The 20,347-nt window shown below is 70.5% G+C and carries 14 protein-coding genes; 8 read left to right on the plus strand and 6 right to left on the minus strand.

The genetic code is table 11. From position 1 onward, the window contains the following. Nucleotides 1-34 precede the first annotated feature (34 nt). Nucleotides 35-2,743, plus strand: a complete 2,709-nt coding sequence (locus HUW62_RS34845; RefSeq protein ID WP_163871034.1) for a GAF domain-containing protein — start codon at nucleotides 35-37, stop codon at nucleotides 2,741-2,743. 20 nt (nucleotides 2,744-2,763) lie between these two features. Here HUW62_RS34845 and HUW62_RS34850 read toward each other — a convergent pair whose 3' ends face one another. Both HUW62_RS34850 and HUW62_RS34855 read right to left on the minus strand, forming a co-directional pair. Beyond that, nucleotides 2,764-3,309 carry a hypothetical protein gene (locus HUW62_RS34850; RefSeq protein ID WP_163871033.1) on the minus strand — a complete coding sequence of 182 codons (546 nt, stop codon included), beginning with the start codon at nucleotides 3,307-3,309 and terminating at the stop codon, nucleotides 2,764-2,766. A 193-nt stretch (nucleotides 3,310-3,502) separates the two neighbouring features. Then, nucleotides 3,503-5,530 carry a prolyl oligopeptidase family serine peptidase gene (locus HUW62_RS34855; protein ID WP_163871032.1) on the minus strand — a complete coding sequence of 676 codons (2,028 nt, stop codon included), beginning with the start codon at nucleotides 5,528-5,530 and terminating at the stop codon, nucleotides 3,503-3,505. A gap of 211 nt (nucleotides 5,531-5,741) precedes the next feature. Here HUW62_RS34855 and HUW62_RS34860 point away from each other — a divergent pair, with 211 nt between their 5' ends. From HUW62_RS34860 to HUW62_RS34885, 6 genes are all read left to right on the plus strand, one after another. Next, entirely contained in the window at nucleotides 5,742-7,211 is a 1,470-nt protein-coding gene (locus HUW62_RS34860) for a DUF4397 domain-containing protein (protein WP_163871031.1), read from the plus strand. Nucleotides 7,212-7,319: 108 nt separating this feature from the next. Then, a complete protein-coding gene (locus HUW62_RS34865) occupies nucleotides 7,320-8,534 on the plus strand; it encodes a chromosome condensation regulator RCC1 (RefSeq protein WP_176436879.1) in 1,215 nt (404 codons plus the stop codon). A gap of 13 nt (nucleotides 8,535-8,547) precedes the next feature. After that, a complete protein-coding gene (locus HUW62_RS34870) occupies nucleotides 8,548-9,234 on the plus strand; it encodes an RNA polymerase sigma factor (RefSeq protein WP_163871029.1) in 687 nt (228 codons plus the stop codon). Nucleotides 9,235-9,251: 17 nt separating this feature from the next. Then, on the plus strand, nucleotides 9,252-10,112 hold the full coding sequence (locus HUW62_RS34875; RefSeq protein ID WP_163871028.1) for a hypothetical protein: 861 nt from the start codon (nucleotides 9,252-9,254) through the stop codon (nucleotides 10,110-10,112). A 154-nt stretch (nucleotides 10,113-10,266) separates the two neighbouring features. After that, nucleotides 10,267-12,003: a caspase family protein gene (locus HUW62_RS34880; protein ID WP_163871027.1), complete on the plus strand. Its 1,737-nt coding sequence runs from the start codon at nucleotides 10,267-10,269 to the stop codon at nucleotides 12,001-12,003. 166 nt (nucleotides 12,004-12,169) lie between these two features. Continuing rightward, nucleotides 12,170-13,102: an acyl-CoA desaturase gene (locus tag HUW62_RS34885; RefSeq protein ID WP_176436880.1), complete on the plus strand. Its 933-nt coding sequence runs from the start codon at nucleotides 12,170-12,172 to the stop codon at nucleotides 13,100-13,102. Nucleotides 13,103-13,116: 14 nt separating this feature from the next. On the opposite strand, the gene HUW62_RS34890 is transcribed toward HUW62_RS34885, so the two are convergent. Then, entirely contained in the window at nucleotides 13,117-13,767 is a 651-nt protein-coding gene (locus HUW62_RS34890) for a hypothetical protein (RefSeq protein ID WP_163871025.1), read from the minus strand. 352 nt (nucleotides 13,768-14,119) lie between these two features. On the opposite strand from HUW62_RS34890, the gene HUW62_RS34895 reads away from it, so the two are divergent. Next, complete coding sequence (locus HUW62_RS34895) at nucleotides 14,120-14,674, plus strand: hypothetical protein (RefSeq protein WP_176436881.1); 555 nt, start codon at nucleotides 14,120-14,122, stop codon at nucleotides 14,672-14,674. Between the two features lie 50 nt (nucleotides 14,675-14,724). Here HUW62_RS34895 and HUW62_RS34900 read toward each other — a convergent pair whose 3' ends face one another. The 3 genes from HUW62_RS34900 to HUW62_RS34910 form a co-directional block, all read right to left on the minus strand. Then, nucleotides 14,725-18,324 carry a M1 family aminopeptidase gene (locus HUW62_RS34900; protein WP_176436882.1) on the minus strand — a complete coding sequence of 1,200 codons (3,600 nt, stop codon included), beginning with the start codon at nucleotides 18,322-18,324 and terminating at the stop codon, nucleotides 14,725-14,727. Further along, nucleotides 18,321-19,253 carry an ABC transporter ATP-binding protein gene (locus tag HUW62_RS34905; protein ID WP_176436883.1) on the minus strand — a complete coding sequence of 311 codons (933 nt, stop codon included), beginning with the start codon at nucleotides 19,251-19,253 and terminating at the stop codon, nucleotides 18,321-18,323. The genes HUW62_RS34900 and HUW62_RS34905 overlap by 4 nt, the downstream gene beginning before the upstream one ends. A gap of 124 nt (nucleotides 19,254-19,377) precedes the next feature. Next, a complete protein-coding gene (locus HUW62_RS34910; RefSeq protein WP_176436884.1) occupies nucleotides 19,378-20,220 on the minus strand; it encodes a hypothetical protein in 843 nt (280 codons plus the stop codon). Nucleotides 20,221-20,347 lie beyond the last annotated feature (127 nt).

A 20,347-nucleotide genomic window follows, 5' to 3' on the forward strand; every position in this document is an offset into this window, starting at 1 on the left:
CTCCCATGCCGCGCGAGCGGGGGCGCAATCGAACATGGCAGCAGCCCGGTACGGAGACGCGCGGCACTTCGGGGTCCACGCCCCGGAGGTGGAGGAGCGGCTGGCCCTGCTGGCGGAGGCGTCGCGGGTGCTCGCCGACGCCAGCCTGGAGCCTCCCGCCGTCATGGAGCGGCTGTGCGCGCTGGTGGTGCCGCTGCTCGGCGCCGCCTGCACGCTGCGGCTGTTGTCCGAGGACGGGCTCTGGCTGCGCACCGTGGCCTCGGCCGCCTCCACCCCGGAGGCCCGGCTGCTGTTCCAGACACTCAGTCCTCCCGCCGTGCGCGCGGACGAAGGCCCGTCCCATGAGGTGCTGCGCACCGGCGAGGCCCTGTGGCTGTCGGAGTCCGACCCGGAGGCGCTGCGCCGCCTGGTGCCTCCGCAGCAGCACGGGCTCCTGGAGGACTTCCCCTTCACCCGGCTGATGGTGCTGCCGCTGCGCGCGCGGGGCCGGAGCCTGGGCACCCTCACCGTGTGGAAGGACCCGGCGGCGGAGCGCCCCGGCGAGGCGGGGGAGCAGTTGCTCCTCCAGGAGCTGGCGGACCGCGCCGCGCTGGCGCTGGACGTGGCGCGCGCGTACGCGGCGGAGAAGGAGGCCCGACAGGCGGCGGAGGTCTCCGCGGGGCGCCTGTCGCGACTCCAGCGGGTGACGGCGGAGCTGTCCCAGGTGCTGTCGGCGGAGCGCGTGGCGGAGGTCATCGTCGAGCAGGGCGTGGAGGCGGTGGGCGCGGCGCGCGGCGCGCTGTGGCGGCTGGACGCCGGGCACGCGCGGCTCCTGAGGTGCACGGGCTACGAGGACCCCCGGCCCTTCATGGAGGCCTTCGGCGTGCTGCCCCTGGACGGACGGGGGCCCATGACGGAGGCGCTGCTGGAGGCGCGGCCAGTGTGGCTGGAGACGCCGGAGGAGCTGGCGGAGCGCTACCCGGAGATGGATGAGACGCGCCACCGGGTGGTGCGCAAGCCCGCGCCGGCCTCGGTGTGTCTGCCCTTGCTGGTGGAGGGCCGCGCGCTGGGGGTGCTGCTGTTCGCCTTCTCCGAGGCGCGCGTCTTCGACGCGGACGAGCGCGCCTTCCTGGAGCTGCTCGCCCACCATGGCGCGCAGGCGGTGGCGCGGGCCCGGCTCCTGGAGCAGGAGCAGCGCGCCCGCGCGGAGCTGGCCGAGGCCAACGAGCGACTGGCGGCCATCATCCAGGCCTCCCCCGCCTCCATCATCCTGGTGGACATCCACGGCACGGTGCGGATGTGGAACCCGGCGGCGGAGCGCATCTTCGGGTGGACGGCGGAGGAGGTGCTCGGCACCGTGCTGCCGGTGGTGCCCGAGGGCAAGCACGACGAGTTCCGCCGCAATCTGGAGAAGGCCGGCCGGGGCGAGTCCCTGGGCGGCGCGGTGATGCAGCGGCGGCGCAAGGACGGCACGCCGCTGCAGGTGGCGCTGTGGACCGCGCTGGTGCAGCCGTCCGCTGGCGGCGCGGAGCAGGTGTTGAGCATGGCGGTGGACGTCACCGAGCGACACCGCAGCGAGGCGGCGCAGCGCTTCCTGGCCGAGGCGGGCGGCGTGCTGGCCACGAGCCTGGAGCAGGAGGAGACGCTGGAGCGCGTGGCGCACCTGGCGGTGCCGTCCTACGCGGAGTGCTGCGGCGTGTTCCTGGCGGACGAGGACGGCGAGGTGAAGTGCGTGGCCTCGGCGCACGCGAGCGAGGAGTACCGCGCGTTGGACGGCCAGCCCTCGCCGGGCCTGCTCGTCGTCGCGCGCGTGGTGGCCTCCGGCGAGGCGGAGCTGCGCACGGGCATGAGCGAGGACGCCCCGGAGTGCGTGCGCCCCCCCGGCGCGGGCGGCTGCTTCTCCTGGCTGTGCGTGCCGCTCCAGGTGCGCGGGCAGACGCTGGGCGCGCTGAGCTTCGTCACCTCACGGCGGGACTACGACGCGCAGGACCTGGCGCTCGCGCAGGAGCTGGCGCGGCGCTCGGCGCTGGCCATCGACAACGCGCGCCTGTACCGCGAGGCGCGGCAGGCCATCCGGCTGCGCGAGGAGTTCCTCTCCATCGCCAGCCACGAGCTGAAGACGCCCATCAGCGCGCTGCAACTCCAGGTGCAGAGCCTGCTCGCGGGCCTGGCGCGCGCTCCCGCGGGGGTGACGCCGGAGCGGCTGGAGCGCGCCCTGAAAGTCGTCGACCGCCAGGTGAAGCGGCAGACGCAGCTCATCCACGACCTCCTGGACGTGTCCCGCATCAGCGCCGGACGCCTGGAGCTGAGCCCGGAGCCGCTGGATTTAGTGGCGCTGGTGCGCGAGGTGGTGGAGCGCTTCGAGCCGGAGGCGGAGCGCACCGGCACGCGGCTGGAGCTTCAACTGGCGCCCCAGGCCCCGGGACTCTGGGACAAACTGCGAGTCGACCAGGTGCTGACGAATCTGGTGAGCAACGCGGTGAAGTACGGGCGCGGCAACCCGGTGCACGTGGTGCTGCTGGAGGACGAGGCCAGGGTGCGCGTGGAGGTGCGCGACGGCGGCATCGGCATTGGCGAGGAGCACCTGTCGCGGCTGTTCCACCGCTTCGAGCGCGCCGTGTCCGAGCGCAACTACGGCGGCTTCGGCCTGGGCCTGTGGATTTCCCGTCAGATTGTCGAGGCCATGGGCGGCCACATCGCCGTGCGCAGCGTGCTGGGCGTGGGCTCCACCTTCACCGTGGAGCTGCCACGCACGCGCGGCTGAGAGCGCCGCCGCCCTTCGACTCACAGCGCCAGCAGCAGCAGGGCCACCTTCTCCTCGGGGCTGGCGGCCAGGAACTCGTCCGGCAGCCAGATTTCCGACTCGGGCACCAGCGACGTGTCGCAACTGCGCTTGCCCGCGTAGGAGCGGCCCGGCTCGCGCGCCTTCAGCCGGTACGTGCAGTCACGGATGTAGATTTTCAGCTCATCCTTGCTGAGCTTCACGGTCGCCGGACGCCCACCGAAGCCGCCCTCCGCCTCCACCGTGTCGCCGTCCCGCTTCACCTTGAGGTTGACGAGGGCGCTGCCCAGCGAGCCCTTCACCTCGCCCTCCTTGAACTTCACGTCGACGACGCCCAGGTAGGTCTGCCCCCGCAGCCCGTTGGCGGTCCGCGCCAGTTGGAAGTCCTGGCCCGTCACGTTCTCGGAGGTCATCACCAGGTTGTACTGCTGCCGGGCGATTCGCAGGTTGATGGCGTCGTCCTTCGGCGCAGAGACAGCGACTCCCGCCCCCAATACGATTGCCACCGCCAGCACACCCCGCCGCAGCGGGCTCAGAAAGCGCTTCATCGGGAAAGCTCCTCGTCCTGGATTGACATTCCCATGAACGTCAGTCTGCGCATCTCATACCGCGACGTCATGCCTCGCGTCGCAACCCCGCGGATTTGTGTTGGACCTGGGAGGCCCGCCCACCCGCGCTCGCCCCCCCCAGGAGGAGGCCTGCTCGCTCCTCCTCCAGGGGTACCAGCGTGTCGGCTCGCGGCTACTTCGCGGCCTCGGGGTTCCGGGGCGCGCCCAGGTGCTTCTCGAAGAACATCATCGTCGTCATCTGCGCGGAGTCGCGGTTGGCCTTCTTCTGGAAGCCGTGGCCCTCGTCGGTGGCCAGCATGTACCAGACGTCCGGCGCACGCTGACGCACCGCCTGGACAATCTGCTCCGCCTCCGACTGCGGCACGCGCGGGTCATTGGCGCCCTGCTGCACGTAGAGCGCCGCGCGAATCCTCGACACCGAGCCCAAGGGAGAGATGCGCTCCTGCACCTTGCGCACCTCGGGGATTCGCTCGTCGCCGTACTCCGCGCGCCGCAAGTCGCGGCGGTATGCCTGCGTGTTCTCCAGGAAGCTGGGCAGCGAGGAGATGCCCACCACGTCCACCGCGGCCTTGAAGCGCTCCGGATAGAAGGCCACCGAGGCCAGCGTCATGTAGCCGCCGTACGAGCCGCCGGAGACGCCCACGCGCGAGGCATCCAGCTCCTTGCGCGAGGCGATGAAGTCCAGCGTGGCGCCGATGTCCGCGAGGCTCTGCTCGCGCTTCACGCCGTCATCCATGGCCCGGTACACCTTGCCGTAGCCATCCGAGCCGCGCACGTTGGGCACCAGCACCGCCATGCCCAGCTCCGCCGTGGCGAACTGCGCGAAGGTGCTGAACGTGGGCAGGCTCTGCGCCTCCGGGCCGCCGTGGAAGCTGACGATGACGGGCACCTTCCCCTTCGCGTCCTTGGGCAGGTAGAGGAACGCCGGCACCTGGACGCCATCCGTGGACGGGTAGCGCACCAGCGTCGGCTCCACGAAGGTATTCGTGTCCAGCCCGCCCACCTCCGAGCGCGTCCACCGCGTCGGCTTGCGCGACTTCAAGTCCACCGTCCACACATCCATGGGGCTCTTCGCATCCCCCAACGTCAGCGCCAGCAAGTCGGAGCGCTTGAGCGGGAAGCCCATGCCGAACGCCACCCCCTTGGGCAGCGAGTCCAGCGGCGACAGGGCCTTGGTGCGCGTGTCCAGCAGCGACACCTTCGTGAAGCCATCCTCGTTGAAGGAGACCGCCAGCTTGCGGCCATCCGGCGACAGGGCCAGCCCCGTCACGTTCCACTTCACCGACTTCGTCAGGGACTCCGGCGCGGCGGTGGGCGGCGCCTTGTCCAGCGCCACCTGGTACAGCTCCGCGAAGTCGCTGTAGCGGTCCGTCGCCAGGTACACGCTCTTGCCGTCGTGCGCGAAGACGACGGAGGTGACTCCGCCCTTGCCCTCCTGGGGCGTGATTCGCTGACGCGCGCCGGAGGCCACGTCCACCACGTACAGGTCCACGTCGTCGATGGCGCGCGCCTGCGCCACCAGCAGCTTCGTGCCGTCGTTGGAGAACGCCATCGGCTCCCAGGAGCCCTCCTGCTCCGTGACGCGACGGGCCTGCTTCGGCTGCGCGGTGGGCGCCACGTACACGTCCGTGTCCTTGCCGTTGCGCCCCGTGCCGCCGTACGTCAGCCACCGGCCATCCGGAGAGACGCTCACCGACGAGTGCCGGCTCTTCCCATCCGTCAGCAACTCCGAGCGCCCCGTGCGCCTGTCCAGGCGGAACACCTGGAAGAACTCCCCGCCGCCCTTGTCCTGCAGGAAGTAGATGACGTTCGAATCGCCGGGCTGGAAGGCCGCCCTGTTGATGGGCTCCTTCGCGAAGGTGAGCTGCGTGCGCGCGCCCATGGGCATCTCCACCACGTGGAGCTGATTCGTGTCGGCGAAGCGCGTGGTGATGAGCAACTGCTTGCCGTCATCACTGATGTCCACGAGCGACGCGGAGCGGGCCTCCAGGTACTGCTCCATCCGCTGACGGAACGCGTCCGGCACCGGCGGCACGTTGCTCACCCACAGGTTGGGCTGGCCGGGCAGCGGCGCGATTCCCGGCACCTGCGAGGGCTTGCTGGCGGAGGCCTGGGGCTTGGGGGCCTGGGCCGCCGGAGCGGGCGCGGGGGCCTGCGCGGCGAGCAGGGACACGACGAGAGGAAGCAGTCCAGGGTTCATGGTGCGCGCACGCTACCAGCAGCGTTCCGGCTGTCCTGCCCGCACCGCGTCATTCCACCCCGAGCCCGGTGATTGCTCGAGGGTGGACAATCCTTCGCCGCGCCAAATCAGACAGCGGGACCAACCAGGTTTCACGGCTCGTTCCGTAAGGGGCTCCCGAAAACGCGGTCGCGCTCCCTCGGGCGACGGCCGCACACCCCTGGAGTGCGACATGCCGAAGAGCCCTTGGAGTCATCGCTGCCTCACCGCGGCGCTCGCCGCCACGCTGTCCACCCTCGCCGGCTGCGGAGACGACGAGACGCCGCCCGACCAGACGCCGTCCACGCAGGCGAAGCTGCGCATCATCCACGCGTCCTCGGACGCCCCCGCCGTGGACATCTACGCGGAAGGGCAGTCCACGCCCCTCTTCACCAACGTGAAGTACGGCGACGCCACCGCCTACGCCACCGTGCCCACGGGTACGTACAACGTCCAGGTGCGCGCGGCGGGTGCGCTCGCCTCCTCCGCGCCCGTCTACTCCACCGGCCCGCTCGTGCTGGGCTCGGGCCACACCGTGAGCGCGGTGGCCGCGGGGCTGCTGGCCTCCAGCGACGCGACGCGCGCCTTCCGCGTGCTGCCGCTCACCGAGGGCTTCAATCCTCCCGCCGATGGCAGGACGCGGGTGCGCATCGTCCACGCGGGCGCGGACGCGCCCACCGTCTCCATCGACGTGGGGGATGACGGCTCCTCGGAAATCACCGGCCTGCAGCGCTTCCAGGACACGGGCGCCACGGGCGTGGAGCTGCCCTCCGGCCAGTCGCTCCAGGTGGGCATCCGCACCGCCACCAACGCGAAGGTGACGTCCTTCACCGTGCCCGCCCTGCCCTCGCGCGGGGAGGTGTTCGTCATCGCCACCGGACAGCTCTCCCAGAAGCCGAGCGCTCCCGCTGGCTTCGGCCTGCTGGCCGCGGGTGTCGGACTGGTTCGCCAGAATCCCGTCGTCTATGCGCTGCACGCTTCGCCGGATGCGCCCTCGGTGGACCTCTTCGTGGGCACCACGGAGCTGGTGGATGACCTCACCTTCGGCGAGCTGTCCACTCCCATCCAGGTGCCCCCGGGCAGCTACACGCTGGACTTCTTCGCCAACGCCGCTGGCGGCACGCGTCCGTCGGGTGCGCCCGCCGCCTCCAGGGCCACGCCCGCGCTCGTGGCCGGTGAGCGCTACCTGGCGCTGGCCGGGGGCTTCCTCAGCCCGTCCAGGGACGACCCGGCGGACTCGACGTTCGAACTGCTCGCGTTCTCCGAGGGCTTCGCATCGGATGCGAACAACCTGCGGCTTCGCGTGGTGCACGCCTCGCCCGACGCGCCGATGGTGGACGTGGGCCCGCTGGAGGGTGGCGTCGTCCCGACGAACGCGGCCTTCAATGACGTGCCCTATCGCCGCGCCTCGGCGGCGGAGGGTGCGGCGATTCCCTCACTCACGGCGGTGGTGGTGGGGGTGTCCGCCTCGGCGGCTTCCGAGCGCTCCCCGGTGGCCCGCTTCCAATTGGACACGTCCGCCTTCGTGGGTCGGGGCGTCTTCGCGGTGGCCGCGGGCGCGCTCGCTCCCACGCCTGGAGAAAACGAGGCGGGCTTCCGGCTGGTGCTGGTGGACACGAGCACTTCGCCGTGGAGCGCAATCAACGTGCATCCGCTCCCGTAACGTTTTCCCAGCACATTCGTCCCGGAAATACCCAGACGCCAGGGCGGGCATCGCGGAGCCACTTCCTCCGCGGCGCCCGCTTGTCTCTTTCCCCGAGAACCGAGTCCCATGAAGCGACGCTTCGGCCTCCTCGTGCTGCTCCTCGCGTCGACCAGCGCGTGTCTGGACCCCATCCGGAGCACCACGGCCGAAGACTGCGACGAGGATGGCGCTTCGTGCCCGGCCCCGGACAGCGGGCAGCGTGGCCTGGCCCGGAAGGTGTCGGTGGGCAGTCAGCACGCGTGCGCGCTCCTGGAGACGGGCGGCGTGCGGTGCTGGGGCGGAGTCGGGCTGGTGGGGGATGGGACGCGCGCGCTTCGCGCCTCGGCGGTGGACGTGCGGGGACTGGGCTCGGGCGTGCTCGCGATTGCCGCCGGAGGGCAGCACACCTGCGCGGTGGTGGAGGGTGGCACCGTGCGGTGCTGGGGGGACAACTCCCTGGGGCAGCTCGGCAACGGCAACACGATGGCCTCGCTGGAGCCGGTGGACGTGCCGGGCGCGGGCACCAACGTGGTGACCGTGACGTCGGGTCTGGCGCACTCCTGTTCGCTGCACGCGGGGGGACAGGTGATGTGCTGGGGGGCGAACGACTTCTTCCAGCTCGGCGGGGAGTTCACGGGGAAGACGCCCAGGCCCGTGCCGGTGCTGGGGCTTCCCGCGAACCTCACGGTGCTCGCGGCGGGTGCCAACCACACCTGCGCCGCCACCACCGATGGCGAGGCGTGGTGCTGGGGGGCCAATGCCCATGGCGAGCTGGGCAATGGCCTCGCCAGTCCGACGCCCGAGCCGGGAGCGGTGCGGGTGAGAGGCCTGTCCGGGCCGGTGCGCGCGCTGACGGCGGGCCTGGGCCACACCTGCGCGCGCGTGGGCGTGGGCGACCTGGAGTGCTGGGGGCGGAACGTCTCGGGCGCGCTGGGGGATGACACCGCGTTGGACAGCGCCACGCCGGTGCGACCGGTGGGGCTGCCGTCGACCATGCGTCAGGTGCGCGCGGGCAATGAGTTCACCTGCGCGCTGGGCCCGGAGGGAGGCGCGCGGTGCTGGGGACTCAATGGCGACGGACAACTGGGCGATGGAACGCGCATCCACCGCGCGGCGCCCGTGGACGTCACGGCCCTGGGCAATGAAGTCGTGGACCTGTCCGCCGGAGTGACGAGCACCTGCGCGGTGATGCGCGACGGACAGGTGCGGTGCTGGGGCGGCAACGCCACCGGCCAGTTGGGTGATGGGACGCAGTCGGACCGCGTGGCGCCGGCCGTGGTCCAGGGGCTTGGGGCCCCCTGAGAAGGAGGACGGCATGTCGCTGCTGAAGGAAGACCCGCTGTTGCTGGAGGCCTTTCGCCGGGGAGAGCCGGGAGCGCTGACCCGCGTGTACCGGGCGTACTCCGGACATGTGGCGCGGTTCCTGTCGCGCACGTACGTGTCGCGAGGACCTGGAGGTCTGGCGCGCGTGGGACCGTTGGATTTGGAGGCCGCGCACCAGGAGACCTTCGTGCGCGCGTTCCGCGAGCAGGCCCGGCACACGTATGACGGCGTGCGGCCATACTCCCTCTGGCTCAATGCGCTGGCGCGGCAGGCGGCGGTGGATGTGTTGAGGGCGGCGGGGCGCATCGCTCGCGAGGCGGTGGCGCTGGATGACACGCCGACGGCGGAGCGGCTGGCGAGCAACTCGCCCTCACCCGAGGACCGCGCGCTGGAGGCGGAGACGCGTGAGCTGGTGCAACGTTTTCTCTCCGGCCTCGACGAGGCGACGCGTCGGCTCGCGGACCTGCGCTTCGTGCAGGGCCTGTCCCAGGAGCGCGCGGGCCTGGTGCTCGGGTGGTCCCGACAGGAGCTGCGCACGCGCGAGACGAAGCTGCGCCGCGCGATGACCGACTTCCTCGTCGAGGAGGGCTGGCTCACCGCTGACGCGCCCGATGCCCTGCCCTCCGCCGCCGCCACGGCCGCGGTGATGGCCCTGCTCTTCCCCCACTTCGTGCCCTGACCCGAGTGAGTCTCCCCATGGCCTTGTTCACCCCACACGTGGACCGACAGCTCGTCCACCTCGCCAACGAGGGCGTCCTGCCTCCGCGCCAGTGGAGCCGCGTGCTGAGTCATGCCCGAGGCTGTGCCCGGTGCGGCGCGCGCTACGAGCGGGTGATGAACCTGCGCCGCATGTTCGCCCGCGACACCATCACCGAGCCCACGCCGGGGGAGTTGGAGTCGCTCGAGTCGCGCGGACTGAGCGCTGTCCTCGCCGCCGTGGAGGAGGAGGCGTCTCGCGAGTCCTCTGGACAGGCCGCGCGCGTGGACCGGTTGCACAAGGAGGACCTGGGCGGTGCGTGGAGTCTGGGGCGACGGGTGTGGGCGTGGGTGCTTGGGGTCTGGAATGCGCCGTCGTTGGGACATGTGGGCGGCGCATGGGTGGCCAGCTTGATGGCGGCGGCGGGGTTGCTGTGGCTGAGCCTGCCGAGCGACACGACGGAGTGGGGCACGCGTGGCGAGGGACAGGGTGCCGCCACGGTGATGCGGCTGTTCTGCGTCCCCGAGGAGGCGGAGCTTCGGGAGGTTCGAGGACAGGGTGACTGTCCGGCGGGTGCGGCGCTCGCCTTCGCCGCGGGAGTCCGCGCGCCCTATACACATGTCGTGGTGACGGTGCGCACCGACAAGGGATTGCGAGTGGAAGGACCGTTCGAGGTGAAGGCGCCTCCAGGCTCGGAGGCGGCGCTGGACCTCACGCCGAAGCTGCCCGACACGGGCGAGGTGGAGCTGACCGCCGTGTTCGCGAGCAGCGCATCCGAGGCGCTCGCCGCCGCGCGCGGTGAGTCGGTCAAGGATGTCGTGCGCGTGCAGCATCGCGTCCGCATCGCGGGGAAGCCATGAGCCTGCTTCCTGCTTCGAGCCATGGCTGTGCGGGCGCGGAGGGCACCATGAGCCCCATCGCGGCTCCGGCGTCTGGTGATGTCCGTGCCTGTTCGTTGCTCGTGAGTCCACCGTTCGCCGCACGGGACGCGGCCGTGTCCGTGGAAGGAACAGCATGAGACTCCTCGCGGTTCCGGTGCCTGGCGGTGTCCTCGTCCTGTTGCTCGCGTGCTGGGCGACGGTGTCTTTCGCGGAGACGGGCGCCACGTCCTCGGAGCCACCTCCCGTTCGACGGGCCCTGGTCGTCGCATACAACGGGAGCGATTCCCCGGGCATGCCGCCCCTGCGCTACGCGGACGATGACGGCGTGCGCTGGATGGAGACCTTTCAGCGACTCGGCGTGGACGTGGTGCTGCTCACCGTCGCCGACGCCGACACCGCCGAAGCGGAACGTGAGCGACTGACGGGCGCGCGTGTGCCCACGCTCGCCGCGCTTGATGAAGCCGTGGCGTCGCTGGCCCAGCGCAACGCGGCGGACCGCGCGGCCGGCCGCACCGTGGACTTCCTCTTCGTCTACGTGGGCCATGGCCGCACCGGTGAGTCCGCGCGCGCTTACCTCACGCTCGCTGACGGACGACTGGACCAGGAGGCGCTGTACTCGCGCGTCGTGGAGCGGGCCGAGGCGGACTACGTGCACCTGCTCGTGGACGCCTGCCACGCGGCCGGCGTCGTGGGCAGCCGGGGCGCGGACCCGCTGGTGCTCCGGAGGTTGCGACGCGCGCTGGAGCAGGAGCAGCTCGCGGGTCACCCCAGCGTCGGCGCCATCTTCGCGGAGAGCAACGAGGGCGAGACGCACGAATGGTCTCGCATCCGCGCGGGTGTCTTCAGCCATGCGGCGCGCTCCGCGCTGATGGGTGGCGCGGACGTCAACGGCGACGGTCGAGTCGAGTACAGCGAACTGGACGCCTTCGTCGCCGCCGCCATCCGGGGCGTGAAGTCTCCGCAGGCCCGGCTCGCGCTGCGCACCTTCCCGCCGACATTGAGCCCCTCGCGCGCGCTCATCGGCCCCGTGCCCGACGGTCCCCGCATCGACCTGCCAGCGACGCCTCGGGGCGCGCGCATCTCCGTGGAGGACACCTCGGGCGTGCGACTCGCGGATGCGCATCAGGCTGCTGGAGAGGCGCTGGCCCTCGCGTTGCCGAAGCGCGATGCGTACTGGCTGCGCACTCCCGGGGGAGAGGCCCGCGTGCGGCTCGAGGACCTGAAGGAGGGACGGCTTCCCCGCCCCTCGCCTCCCGAGGTGGCCCAGCGCGGCGCGGCCGAGGAGAGCCTGCTCCAGGGGCTCTTCGCCCTGCCCTTCGGACGCGACTTCTACGAGGGCTATGTCACGTCGGCGGGTGGGCCCGCTGTGGACTTCTCGCGGGCCGTAACGCCCGGAGACCCGTCGAGCCTGCCGCGCTCGCTGGGCCTGGAGGTGGGCCTCACGCTCGGCGCGCCGCCGCTGGGTGGACGAGGCGTCGCACGCGGGCTGTCCTTGTCCTGGCGGGTACCGGGCCCCGGCATCATCCGGTGGGGCGCGCGGGCCAGCTACTCGCTCGCGCCGGATGCCTGGGTGGACAGCGCCACGCTTCAGCGAGTGTCGGTGCTGGCCATGGGCGGCCTGAGTGGCCGAGGCACGCTGGCGCCATTCGCGGAGCTGGGCGCGGGCTGGTTGATGACGGTGGTGGACAGACCCGGCCGCAGGGAAGGTGACTCGCTTGGCCTGACAGCGCGCGGTGCCGCGGGCCTGCGCTGGAGGGCGGGCGACTTCGCGGTGCGCGGCGCCTTCGGGCTCGACTTCGATGGAGTCCGCGTGGACGGGCATCGTCGTGGACGCTGGATTCCAGGCGTGGAGCTGGGACTGGAGCGCTGAGCGCCACCACTGACACCGTGCGGAACCAATCACCGTCCACACCGTGCGCGGCGCGCTGTGAACGGCGTTGACAGCAGCGCCCTCGCACCCGCTCAAGTCCCTGGAATCAGGCCCGTGTCTTCCTGGCAGGATGCTTGCGTTGGACCCGCTCCGAAAGGGGCGGTGCATGAGCACGGACATCACGAGGTGGGGCGAGGCACGGTGGGACGCGGGCAAGGTGCTCCGATGGACCCTTCTCCATGTGGGCGCACTCGTCGGCGGGACGCTGTACTTCTCGTGGAGCGCGGTGGCGGTCTTCGCCGTGTTGACCGTGGCGACGATGTGCCTCGGTCTCTCGGTGGGCATCCACCGCGGCCTCATCCACCGCGCCTTCCGCGCGCCGCGCGCGGTGGAGCGGGCACTCGGCTTCCTCGGCACGCTGGCGGGCCTGGGCAGCGTCCTCGGCATGAGCCGCATGCACCACCTGCGCGACTTCCACCAGAACCAGCCGGAGGCCGACTGCCCCGAGTACTTCGGCTACCGCGACGGCTTCCTCAGCGCCATGACTCACGCCCTCTTCCGCACGTGGCATGCACGCGACGCGAGCGTCTATCCCCCCGTGGAACCCGACCTCGAGAATGACGCGTTCTTCCTCGCGCTGGAGCGCGCCAACCTCTGGCTCCAGGTGCCGCTCGCGCTCGCGCTGTACGCGGTGGGCGGCCCCGCATGGGTGTTCTGGGGTGTCTTCGTGCGACTGGCGCTCACGCAGGACGGCTTCTGGTTCATCCACTACGTGAGCCACGTCGAAGGAGAGCAGCCTTACGAGATGCAGGGGTGCGCGGAGCAGGGCCGCAACGCGGGCTGGCTCGCCCTCGTGAGCATGGGCGAGTCGTGGCACAACAACCACCACGCCTACCCCAGCTCGGCGCGCATGGGCTTCGGCTGGCGACAGCCGGACCCGGGCTGGTGGGCGGTGAAGGCACTGGCCACGCTGGGCCTCGTGCACGACGTGAAGACGATGAACCACCTGCCACTGCGGCCCGGAGCGCACCGACGCCAAGGCCCCCGAAAGCACCCGCGCGGCCCGCGTGGATGCCTCCGCCGACACCTGCCGGTGTAGCACCGCGCCACGGCTCAGAAGGCCCAGCCCAGCGACAACATCATGCGCTCATCGAGCCCCCATCTGCTGTCCTCCTCCTCGGTCTCCTGCACGACCTCACCGTCTGGATAGCTGATGCCTCGCAGCGTGCTGTGGCTCGACTCACGCCAGACCCCGGCGCCCACACCTGCTTGCACCGCGAGCCCCCGCCCCAGGATGACCGTGTACCCCAGCAACCCCGTCATGCCGAGGTGCCACGTGCGGGTTCGACTCCCCGTGACATTCCCTGCCCATTCCTGTTCGTAGCGCGACCACATCCGAGTGACTTCGACCTGGGGAGAAACCCACAGCCCTTCTGGCGCGTCCCCCACCAGGAAGAACCGCGCCCGGGGCACGACACCCAGGAGGAAGGTCGAGTTTATCGTCTCGGGTTCCTCGCCATTCACCAAGAGGCCAGAATCCCCTTCGCGGCGGCTCAAGCCCGTGCGCAGCCCCAGCCCCAATGACACGCGAGGACTCACCACGCGCTCCCCTTCCAAGGTCACCACACTCCACTCATTGGGCGTGATGGCGACCCCCAGCACCGTCTTGCGACCCTCCGAAACGGACGGCGCGACGCTCATCTCCTGGGCGTGAGCGACAGCGGACGACAGCAACGTCAGACACAGCATGTGAATGGGCTTCATGTTCGGACTTCCCCTGATGACGTCCCTGGAGCACTCGTCCAGCGACCCACTCCCCTTGTGCAATGAGCGTGCACAACCTCACTCCAGAGGGAGCTCCACCTCACGAGCCTTCCACCCCGCGACATCGTGTCAACGAGGGCCCGCGCGACGCGTGACACGCTGACAGCGCGCGGACCGAGCCCCCCGCTCCACACGCCGTGACACACCGGGCACTGTCCGCCAGCACGCGAAGGGCGTCAGGAGCGGGGGCCTCCACTCACATCACGTTGCGCGCTGCGCCGGGCATCCAGATACTCCCGCCCGAGCCTTCTCACACGAAGGCACTCATCTGGGGATGGAGGGAGTCCAAGTGATGCGCATGCGAATGCTGCTGGCGTCCGCGCTGCTGGTGCTCGGCGGCTGTGGTGACGACGACGCGGAGGGGGGCGGGGGCGAGGACAACACGACGGACCATCGGTCCAACGTCACCGGGGCCTACGACAGCACGGGCACCCTGAGTGCCACCCTCAACGGACAGACCCAGAACGGAGAGCTGGAGGACACGGTGCGAATCTCGGCGGCCTCCGGCTCCAAGACGGCCCTGACCATCCGCTCCGAGTCCCTCACCTGCGACCAGGACCTGCGGGCGACGATGACCGGAGAGAACACCTTCTCCACCAGCGAAGGCTCGTGCGAGGTCTTCGTCGAGGAGAGCAACTGCACGGCGACCCTGAGCGTCACCTCGGGGCGAGGAAGCCGGGCGACGAATGGCCCCCTCCAGCTCACCCTGGAGGGAAAGTTCACGGTGGGGAGCTGCTTCCCCCTGCCCGTCGTCGGGGACTTCACCCTGGTGCTCACCGGCACGCGCACGGGCGCCGAGTCCCTGCCCGGCGTCGAGACGCGCTTCCTCCACGTCACGCAACCCTGAGCCGTCCGGCGACCGCGCTCCGAGAACACCGCCGGAGCGCGGCCATCGGCTCACAGCGGCACCACCGCCTGCTCGCGACGAAGCTGGAGCACGCGCACATCGGGGTCCACCACCCAGCGCTCGGGCGGGAAGTCCGCGCGCACCGTGACGTCGGCCTTCTCACCCGCCCCCAGCACCACGCGCGCACGCGCATCTCGGTAATCCGGTGACTGCACGTCCGGAGTCTTCGCGTCCCTGCGTTCCGTGAAGCGCTCGCCCTTCACCGCGGCGACCTCCACGGGCATGCGGCCGTCGCCCACGTTCTCCACCGTCACCGTGGTCACCCACTGTCCGCCCTCCTGCTTCACCTGGGCGTTGGACAGGCGGTACCGCGGGACATGCACCTCGTGGAACCACTGCTGGACGAAGGCGTCGTAGGCGGCCGCGTCCGGCGCGAAGGGTCGCATCGCCGCGGTGAAGTCCTGCAGCACGGGGTGGTCCTCGTGGCCCACGTACTTCTGGAGGAACGCCTGGAGTCCCGCGTGCATCGCCGGGCGGCCCATCAGGTCCTCCATCATCCAGAACACCCAGCCGCCCTTGTCGTAGAGCACGGTGGTGTCGCCCTCGCGCGACTCGTCGAGCTTCACCAGCGCCCGCTCCGCGTCCACGTGCCGCTCCTTCGCGTAGTGCTCCTCCAGTCGCTTCGCGATTTCCATCCGCGTCCGAGGCCCCTCCAGTTGCTCCATCAACTTCATCGCCGAGTAGTGGGACGTGCCCTCGGACAGCACCGCGCCGCCCGGCCCCTTGCCAGGGATGAGCATGTTGCCCCACCACTGGTGCGCCGCCTCGTGCGCGGTAATCAGCAGCACGGCGTTCGCCTCGGGCGTGCTCCGAGCGAGAAAGCCGATGCTCTCCGAGAAGGTGATGTTGGTGGCGAAGCCCTGCGCGTAGGTGGCGAGGCCGGGGAACTCGGACAGCTTCAGCTCCTTCCACGGGAAGGGGTGGAACCATTCCGAGTAGTACCGGCGTGACGCCTCCAGGCCGCGCCGCATGTCCTCCACGTTGTAGACATGCGCGGGGTGGTGGAAGACGGCGGTGCCCTCGCCGCGCAGCACCGTCCAACGGCCGGCGACGATGTTGAACATGCTGACCGGCGCGTCGCTGCGCCACACGCTGACGCGGCGCCCGTCCTTCACCTCGTCGCTCTCCAGCACACCCACCGAGTTGAGCGTGTACTCCGCCGGCCCCGTCACGCGGATGCGCGTGGTGAAGGGCGTGCCCATGCCGTAGGCGGCCTCGGTGAGGCCCTCGTAGAAGTCGTCCGGGTAGACGCGCGGCTCGTACTTGTTCTCGTCCTTGTCCACGCCGATGTCGTCGCGGAAGCCCACCACCGGGGCGAAGCTTGGCTCGAAGCTGGTGAGCACCACGCCGGAGGGCAGGATGAACTCCGACACCTTGCCGCCGTTCTTCGTCATGCCCTTGGGGAACTCGCCGTGGAACTCGAAGCCCACGCGCACCACCGCGCCGGGGGCCAGGGGCGCCTCGGGCTTGAAGACATACAGCCGCGAGCGGTCCTCCGGCGTGACGTCCTTCCCATCCAACGTCCAGCGCACGTCCTCCCAGTGGTCTCCTCCCGTGAAGGCAAAGGACGCCAGCGCCTTCGCGTGCCGGTTGACCAGCGTGTACGTGCCCCGCGTGCGAAGGGTGCGCCCCTCGGGTTCCAACTCCACGTCCAGGTCCACGTCCTGAATCGACGGCTGCGGCGCGTCCAGCCACGTGGCCAGGTTCTTCTGCCAGTACTCCTTCGCGCGCTTCTTCGCGGCGTCACCCTGCCAGCCCTGCCCCACTTGCACGGCGGCCGCCAGCAGGGCCACCGCGGGCACCACCGCCCACGGAGACAGTCGCCACACGCCGCGCAGCAATCCCCCGGGCCGGAGGCGCTCCAGCAGGCTCACCGAGTCCGCCGCGCGCCGCCCATCCAACCGCACCGCCAGCGCCGTGAAGAAGGCGGCGAGCCCCAGCGTGCCCAGGCGATTCAAGAGGAGCGCGGACCTGTCCACCTCGAAGGGCCCCATGTCGGACCACAACACCGCGCCCCACAGCGGCCAGTTCGTCGCCCAGTGGAGGTTGCCGCGCACCGCCGCGTAGCCGGTGAGGCACAGCGCCGCGAGCGCCAGGCCATACGCGCCAAAGCGCCCTCCCGCCACCGCGCGCGCCGCCAGCACGAAGCACGTCCACGCGAAGAACGTGGGCAGCATCAACCCCCACGTCAGGACATACGGCCACAACGAGAGCGCCACCTGCCCTTGAGAGAGCTGGACGAGGCTGCCCGCGAGCCCCGCCGCCACCAGCAACGACACGCCGACGAGGCTGTTGGCGAGCGCCTTGCCCAGCAGCACCGACACCGTCCGCACCGGAGAGGCGTCATGGATGGGCGCGAAGTGGGACGCGCGCTCCCGCTCCAGCGACTCCACCGTGTAGAACATGAGCAACAGACACGCGAGCGTGGATGCCACACCCATCGTGCCCACCGCGAAGAAGCCCGAGGACGTCAAAAGCCGCGTGTCGAACGGGCCCACCTTGTTCAACGCCTGCGACACCGTCTGCAGCAGGATGATGGGCATGAACAGGTAGAGGCCCGGCTGCGACAAGAGCCCTCGCACCTCCGCGCGTGCCACCACCCACAGGCCCGACAGTGCGCCGGGAGGCCGGGCGCCCATGCCCAGCGTCGACAGCGGCGTCTCCTCGCGTGTGACTCCCTCCGGCGTCGCCAGCGGGATGTCCGCCAGCGTCTTGCCGCGCACGTCGCGCACCGGCGCACCGCGAAGGCCCAGGGCCACGTGCCGCGCGCTCCAGGCCACGCCACCGAGTCCCACCGCGATGAAGCCCAAGCGACTGAGGACGAACAGCGCATCCAGTCCCACGCGCTCCACGTTGTAGAAGGCGACGCCCCGGTCGACCTTCACCCACGTCTCGCTCAGCCACCGCATGCCCGCGGGGTCCAGCGCCTGGAGCACCCGGTTCACCCGAGGGTCCAGCCATCCGGGAGACCAGTCCCACAGGAAGAAGGCGCAGACGAACAGCGTCGTCACCGGCAGGAAGTACACGAGCACCGGGCGCCGGGTGCCCTCGCCCAGCGCGAAGGCGGTGCCCGCGAAGAACACCAGCATCGGCACGCCGAAGAAGAGCGCGGGCCGCACGTAGTTGAGCCACGACAGCGGGCCTCGAAACTCCGCGCTCTCTCCAGCGGGCACCACGTGGTGGAAGAAGACGAGGAAGAGCACCAGCGCCACGAGCGCCACTCCGTAAGCGCTCAGCACCGCGAGGAACTTGCCCCACACGTACTCGCGCGGCGTCAGCGGCGTGGTGTGGAGGATGGGGCCTACCCGCGCCTCCTCGTCCGTGATGACGCCCATGCCCGCGCCCACGGAGATGAAGAAGGTGTACAGCAGGAACATGAGCAGCAGGAGCGTCTGCGAGACGGCGAACTCGCTCGTCACCCAGGCCTTCTGTCCGCCCACCTGACTGGCGCCGGACTCGATGGTGACGTTGCCCGAGGACAGGCCCCACACCGACAGGAAGGTGATGAACAGCAGGATGACGAACAGCGGGCGACGAAGCTGGTGCGACAACTCCGTGCGCACCACCGTGCCCAGCCGGGCCACGTTCATCGCGCCACCTCGCGAGCGGCTTCCACGCCCGGCGTCGGCTGCGACGTCGCGGGGGCCTCGCGCGTGTCCTTCATCAGGAGCAGGTAGGCGTCCTCCAGCGTGGGCGTGACGCGCTCGAAGCCCGGGGGCACGTCGCTTCCCGTCGAGTGGATGCGCACGCGATTGCAGCCCTCGAAGAGCACGGCCTGCGTGACGCGGCGGGTGCGCTGGAGTTCGGCCAGCTCGGCGTTGGAGGCGGTGCCCTCGAAGAGGGTGCCCTGGATGGCGGCCTTCGCCTCGGTGGGAGACGTAATCGCCACCACGCGGCCCTGGCGGATGACGGCGAAGCGCGGACACAGCATCGCCACGTCCTCGACGATGTGCGTGGAGAGGAGGACGGTGCGCTCGTTCGCCACCTCCGCGAGCAGCCGGTAGAAGCGCAGGCGCTCCTCGGGGTCCAGGCCCGCGGTGGGCTCGTCCACGATGATGAGCTTCGGGTCGCCCGCGAGTGCCTGGGCGATGCCCAACCGCTGCCGCATGCCGCCCGAGTACTCCTTCACCTTGCGCTTCGCGGCGAAGGTGAGGTTCACCCGCTCCAGCAGCTCCGCGCACAATGCCTTCAACCCGCGAGGCGCGGTGACGCCCTTGAGCTTGAGCAGGTACAGCAGCATGGCCTCGCCCGTGAGGTACGGGTAGAAGCCGAACTCCTGTGGCAGGTAGCCCAGCTGGGGTCGGAGCGACTCCGGGTGGCGGACGATGTCCAATCCGTCCAGCGTCACCTCACCGGAGGTGGGCTCCAGCAGGCCCGCCAGAATCTTCATCAGCGTGGACTTGCCAGCGCCGTTCGGCCCCAGCAGCCCGAACATCCCGCGAGGTATCTCCAAATCTACGCCCCGCAGGGCGGACACCGGGCCCGGATACACCTTCACCAGATTGCGGAGGGAGAGCATGCCCCCCTCTACGTCTGGAGGCGGGCACTCATTTCCCAGGACGCGCGCGGACGACGCTCACTGTGGCTGGGCGCACATGTGGGCTGGAGCACCGTGACGCCACGGTGCCCACCCACCCGGGGACTCAGCCTGGGATTCGATGGAGTGGAGCGCAGTGCGGCGCCTCACGCTGGAGCACCTCGCGCATCGCCTCGGCGCGCGCCGTGTCGCCCGCCCGCGTGTACGCCACCCGGAGGCCCCAGGCGCTCGGCAGTCGGGCCACGGCCAGTCGGGTCTTCTGGTGATGCTGCTCCAGCACCTGAAGCGAAGCAGGGGTGGCCGTGCCGGTGAGCACCTCGCCAATGCTCACGAGAATCTCGTAGTAGGCGCGCGCCTTGTTCGCACCGACCACCGAGGGAACGTCCACCATGGAGAGCGCCTCCTTCGCGAGCAGGAGCCCCTGCTCGGGCGCGTCCTCGCACAGCAGGAGGATGGTCGCCTCACCCACTCGCTCCATCGCGCGGATGACGGGGGGACGCCCTGCCCAGTTGATGCTCGCCAACTCCCGGCGCGCGGAGGCCGCGTCGCCGTAGAAGGCATGGGCCAAGGCACGGGAGCTCACACGGACGGAGTCGATATCCGGAAACCGGCTGTTCGCCGCGAGCATCCGGTCGTAGACGGCGAGCAGGGCACTCGCGTCGGGGTGCAGGAAGGCCGCCTTGATTTCGCGGCGCGTCGACTGTCCCCTCCAGAAGACGAAGCCCAGGGCGCCCACGAAGACCACGACTCCGATGAGGAGCTGCGAGCCGACCCGGCTCAGGTCCGCGAAGGACGGCGGCCCCGGCAGCTTGCCGCCGCTGAACATGAAGTACATGACCGCGTACGCGACGAGCAGGAACGGCCACAGCTTCATCCAGCGCTTGAAGGGCGCGAGAGCACCGCGCTGGCGAATCGATTCGAGGTAGCGGGCATTCTCTTCACGGGACATGCGCGCACTTATAGCCAATCCCTCTCACGACACCATGCACGCGGGGCCTGTCCCAGCAACACCGCCCTCGCACCACCAGCGGGCCCGCGTCACCTCACGAGTGTCGCACCAGCCGCAGCGGCGCGCG

Source organism: Myxococcus sp. AM011 (assembly GCF_013372595.1).
GTDB lineage: Bacteria > Myxococcota > Myxococcia > Myxococcales > Myxococcaceae > Myxococcus > Myxococcus eversor.

Excerpts from the sequence above, each read along its gene's own strand:
- HUW62_RS34865 (WP_176436879.1), top strand. The coding sequence starts at position 7,320 with ATGAAGCGACGCTTCGGCCTCCTCGTGCTGCTCCTCGCGTCGACCAGC.
- HUW62_RS34900 (WP_176436882.1), bottom strand. The coding sequence starts at position 18,324 with ATGAACGTGGCCCGGCTGGGCACGGTGGTGCGCACGGAGTTGTCGCAC.
- HUW62_RS34910 (WP_176436884.1), bottom strand. The coding sequence starts at position 20,220 with ATGTCCCGTGAAGAGAATGCCCGCTACCTCGAATCGATTCGCCAGCGC.
- HUW62_RS34855 (WP_163871032.1), bottom strand. The coding sequence starts at position 5,530 with ATGAACCCTGGACTGCTTCCTCTCGTCGTGTCCCTGCTCGCCGCGCAG.
- HUW62_RS34905 (WP_176436883.1), bottom strand. The coding sequence starts at position 19,253 with ATGCTCTCCCTCCGCAATCTGGTGAAGGTGTATCCGGGCCCGGTGTCC.
- HUW62_RS34845 (WP_163871034.1), top strand. The coding sequence starts at position 35 with ATGGCAGCAGCCCGGTACGGAGACGCGCGGCACTTCGGGGTCCACGCC.
- HUW62_RS34875 (WP_163871028.1), top strand. The coding sequence starts at position 9,252 with ATGGCCTTGTTCACCCCACACGTGGACCGACAGCTCGTCCACCTCGCC.
- HUW62_RS34850 (WP_163871033.1), bottom strand. The coding sequence starts at position 3,309 with ATGAAGCGCTTTCTGAGCCCGCTGCGGCGGGGTGTGCTGGCGGTGGCA.
- HUW62_RS34890 (WP_163871025.1), bottom strand. The coding sequence starts at position 13,767 with ATGAAGCCCATTCACATGCTGTGTCTGACGTTGCTGTCGTCCGCTGTC.
- HUW62_RS34880 (WP_163871027.1), top strand. The coding sequence starts at position 10,267 with ATGAGACTCCTCGCGGTTCCGGTGCCTGGCGGTGTCCTCGTCCTGTTG.
- HUW62_RS34870 (WP_163871029.1), top strand. The coding sequence starts at position 8,548 with ATGTCGCTGCTGAAGGAAGACCCGCTGTTGCTGGAGGCCTTTCGCCGG.
- HUW62_RS34860 (WP_163871031.1), top strand. The coding sequence starts at position 5,742 with ATGCCGAAGAGCCCTTGGAGTCATCGCTGCCTCACCGCGGCGCTCGCC.
- HUW62_RS34885 (WP_176436880.1), top strand. The coding sequence starts at position 12,170 with ATGAGCACGGACATCACGAGGTGGGGCGAGGCACGGTGGGACGCGGGC.
- HUW62_RS34895 (WP_176436881.1), top strand. The coding sequence starts at position 14,120 with ATGCGCATGCGAATGCTGCTGGCGTCCGCGCTGCTGGTGCTCGGCGGC.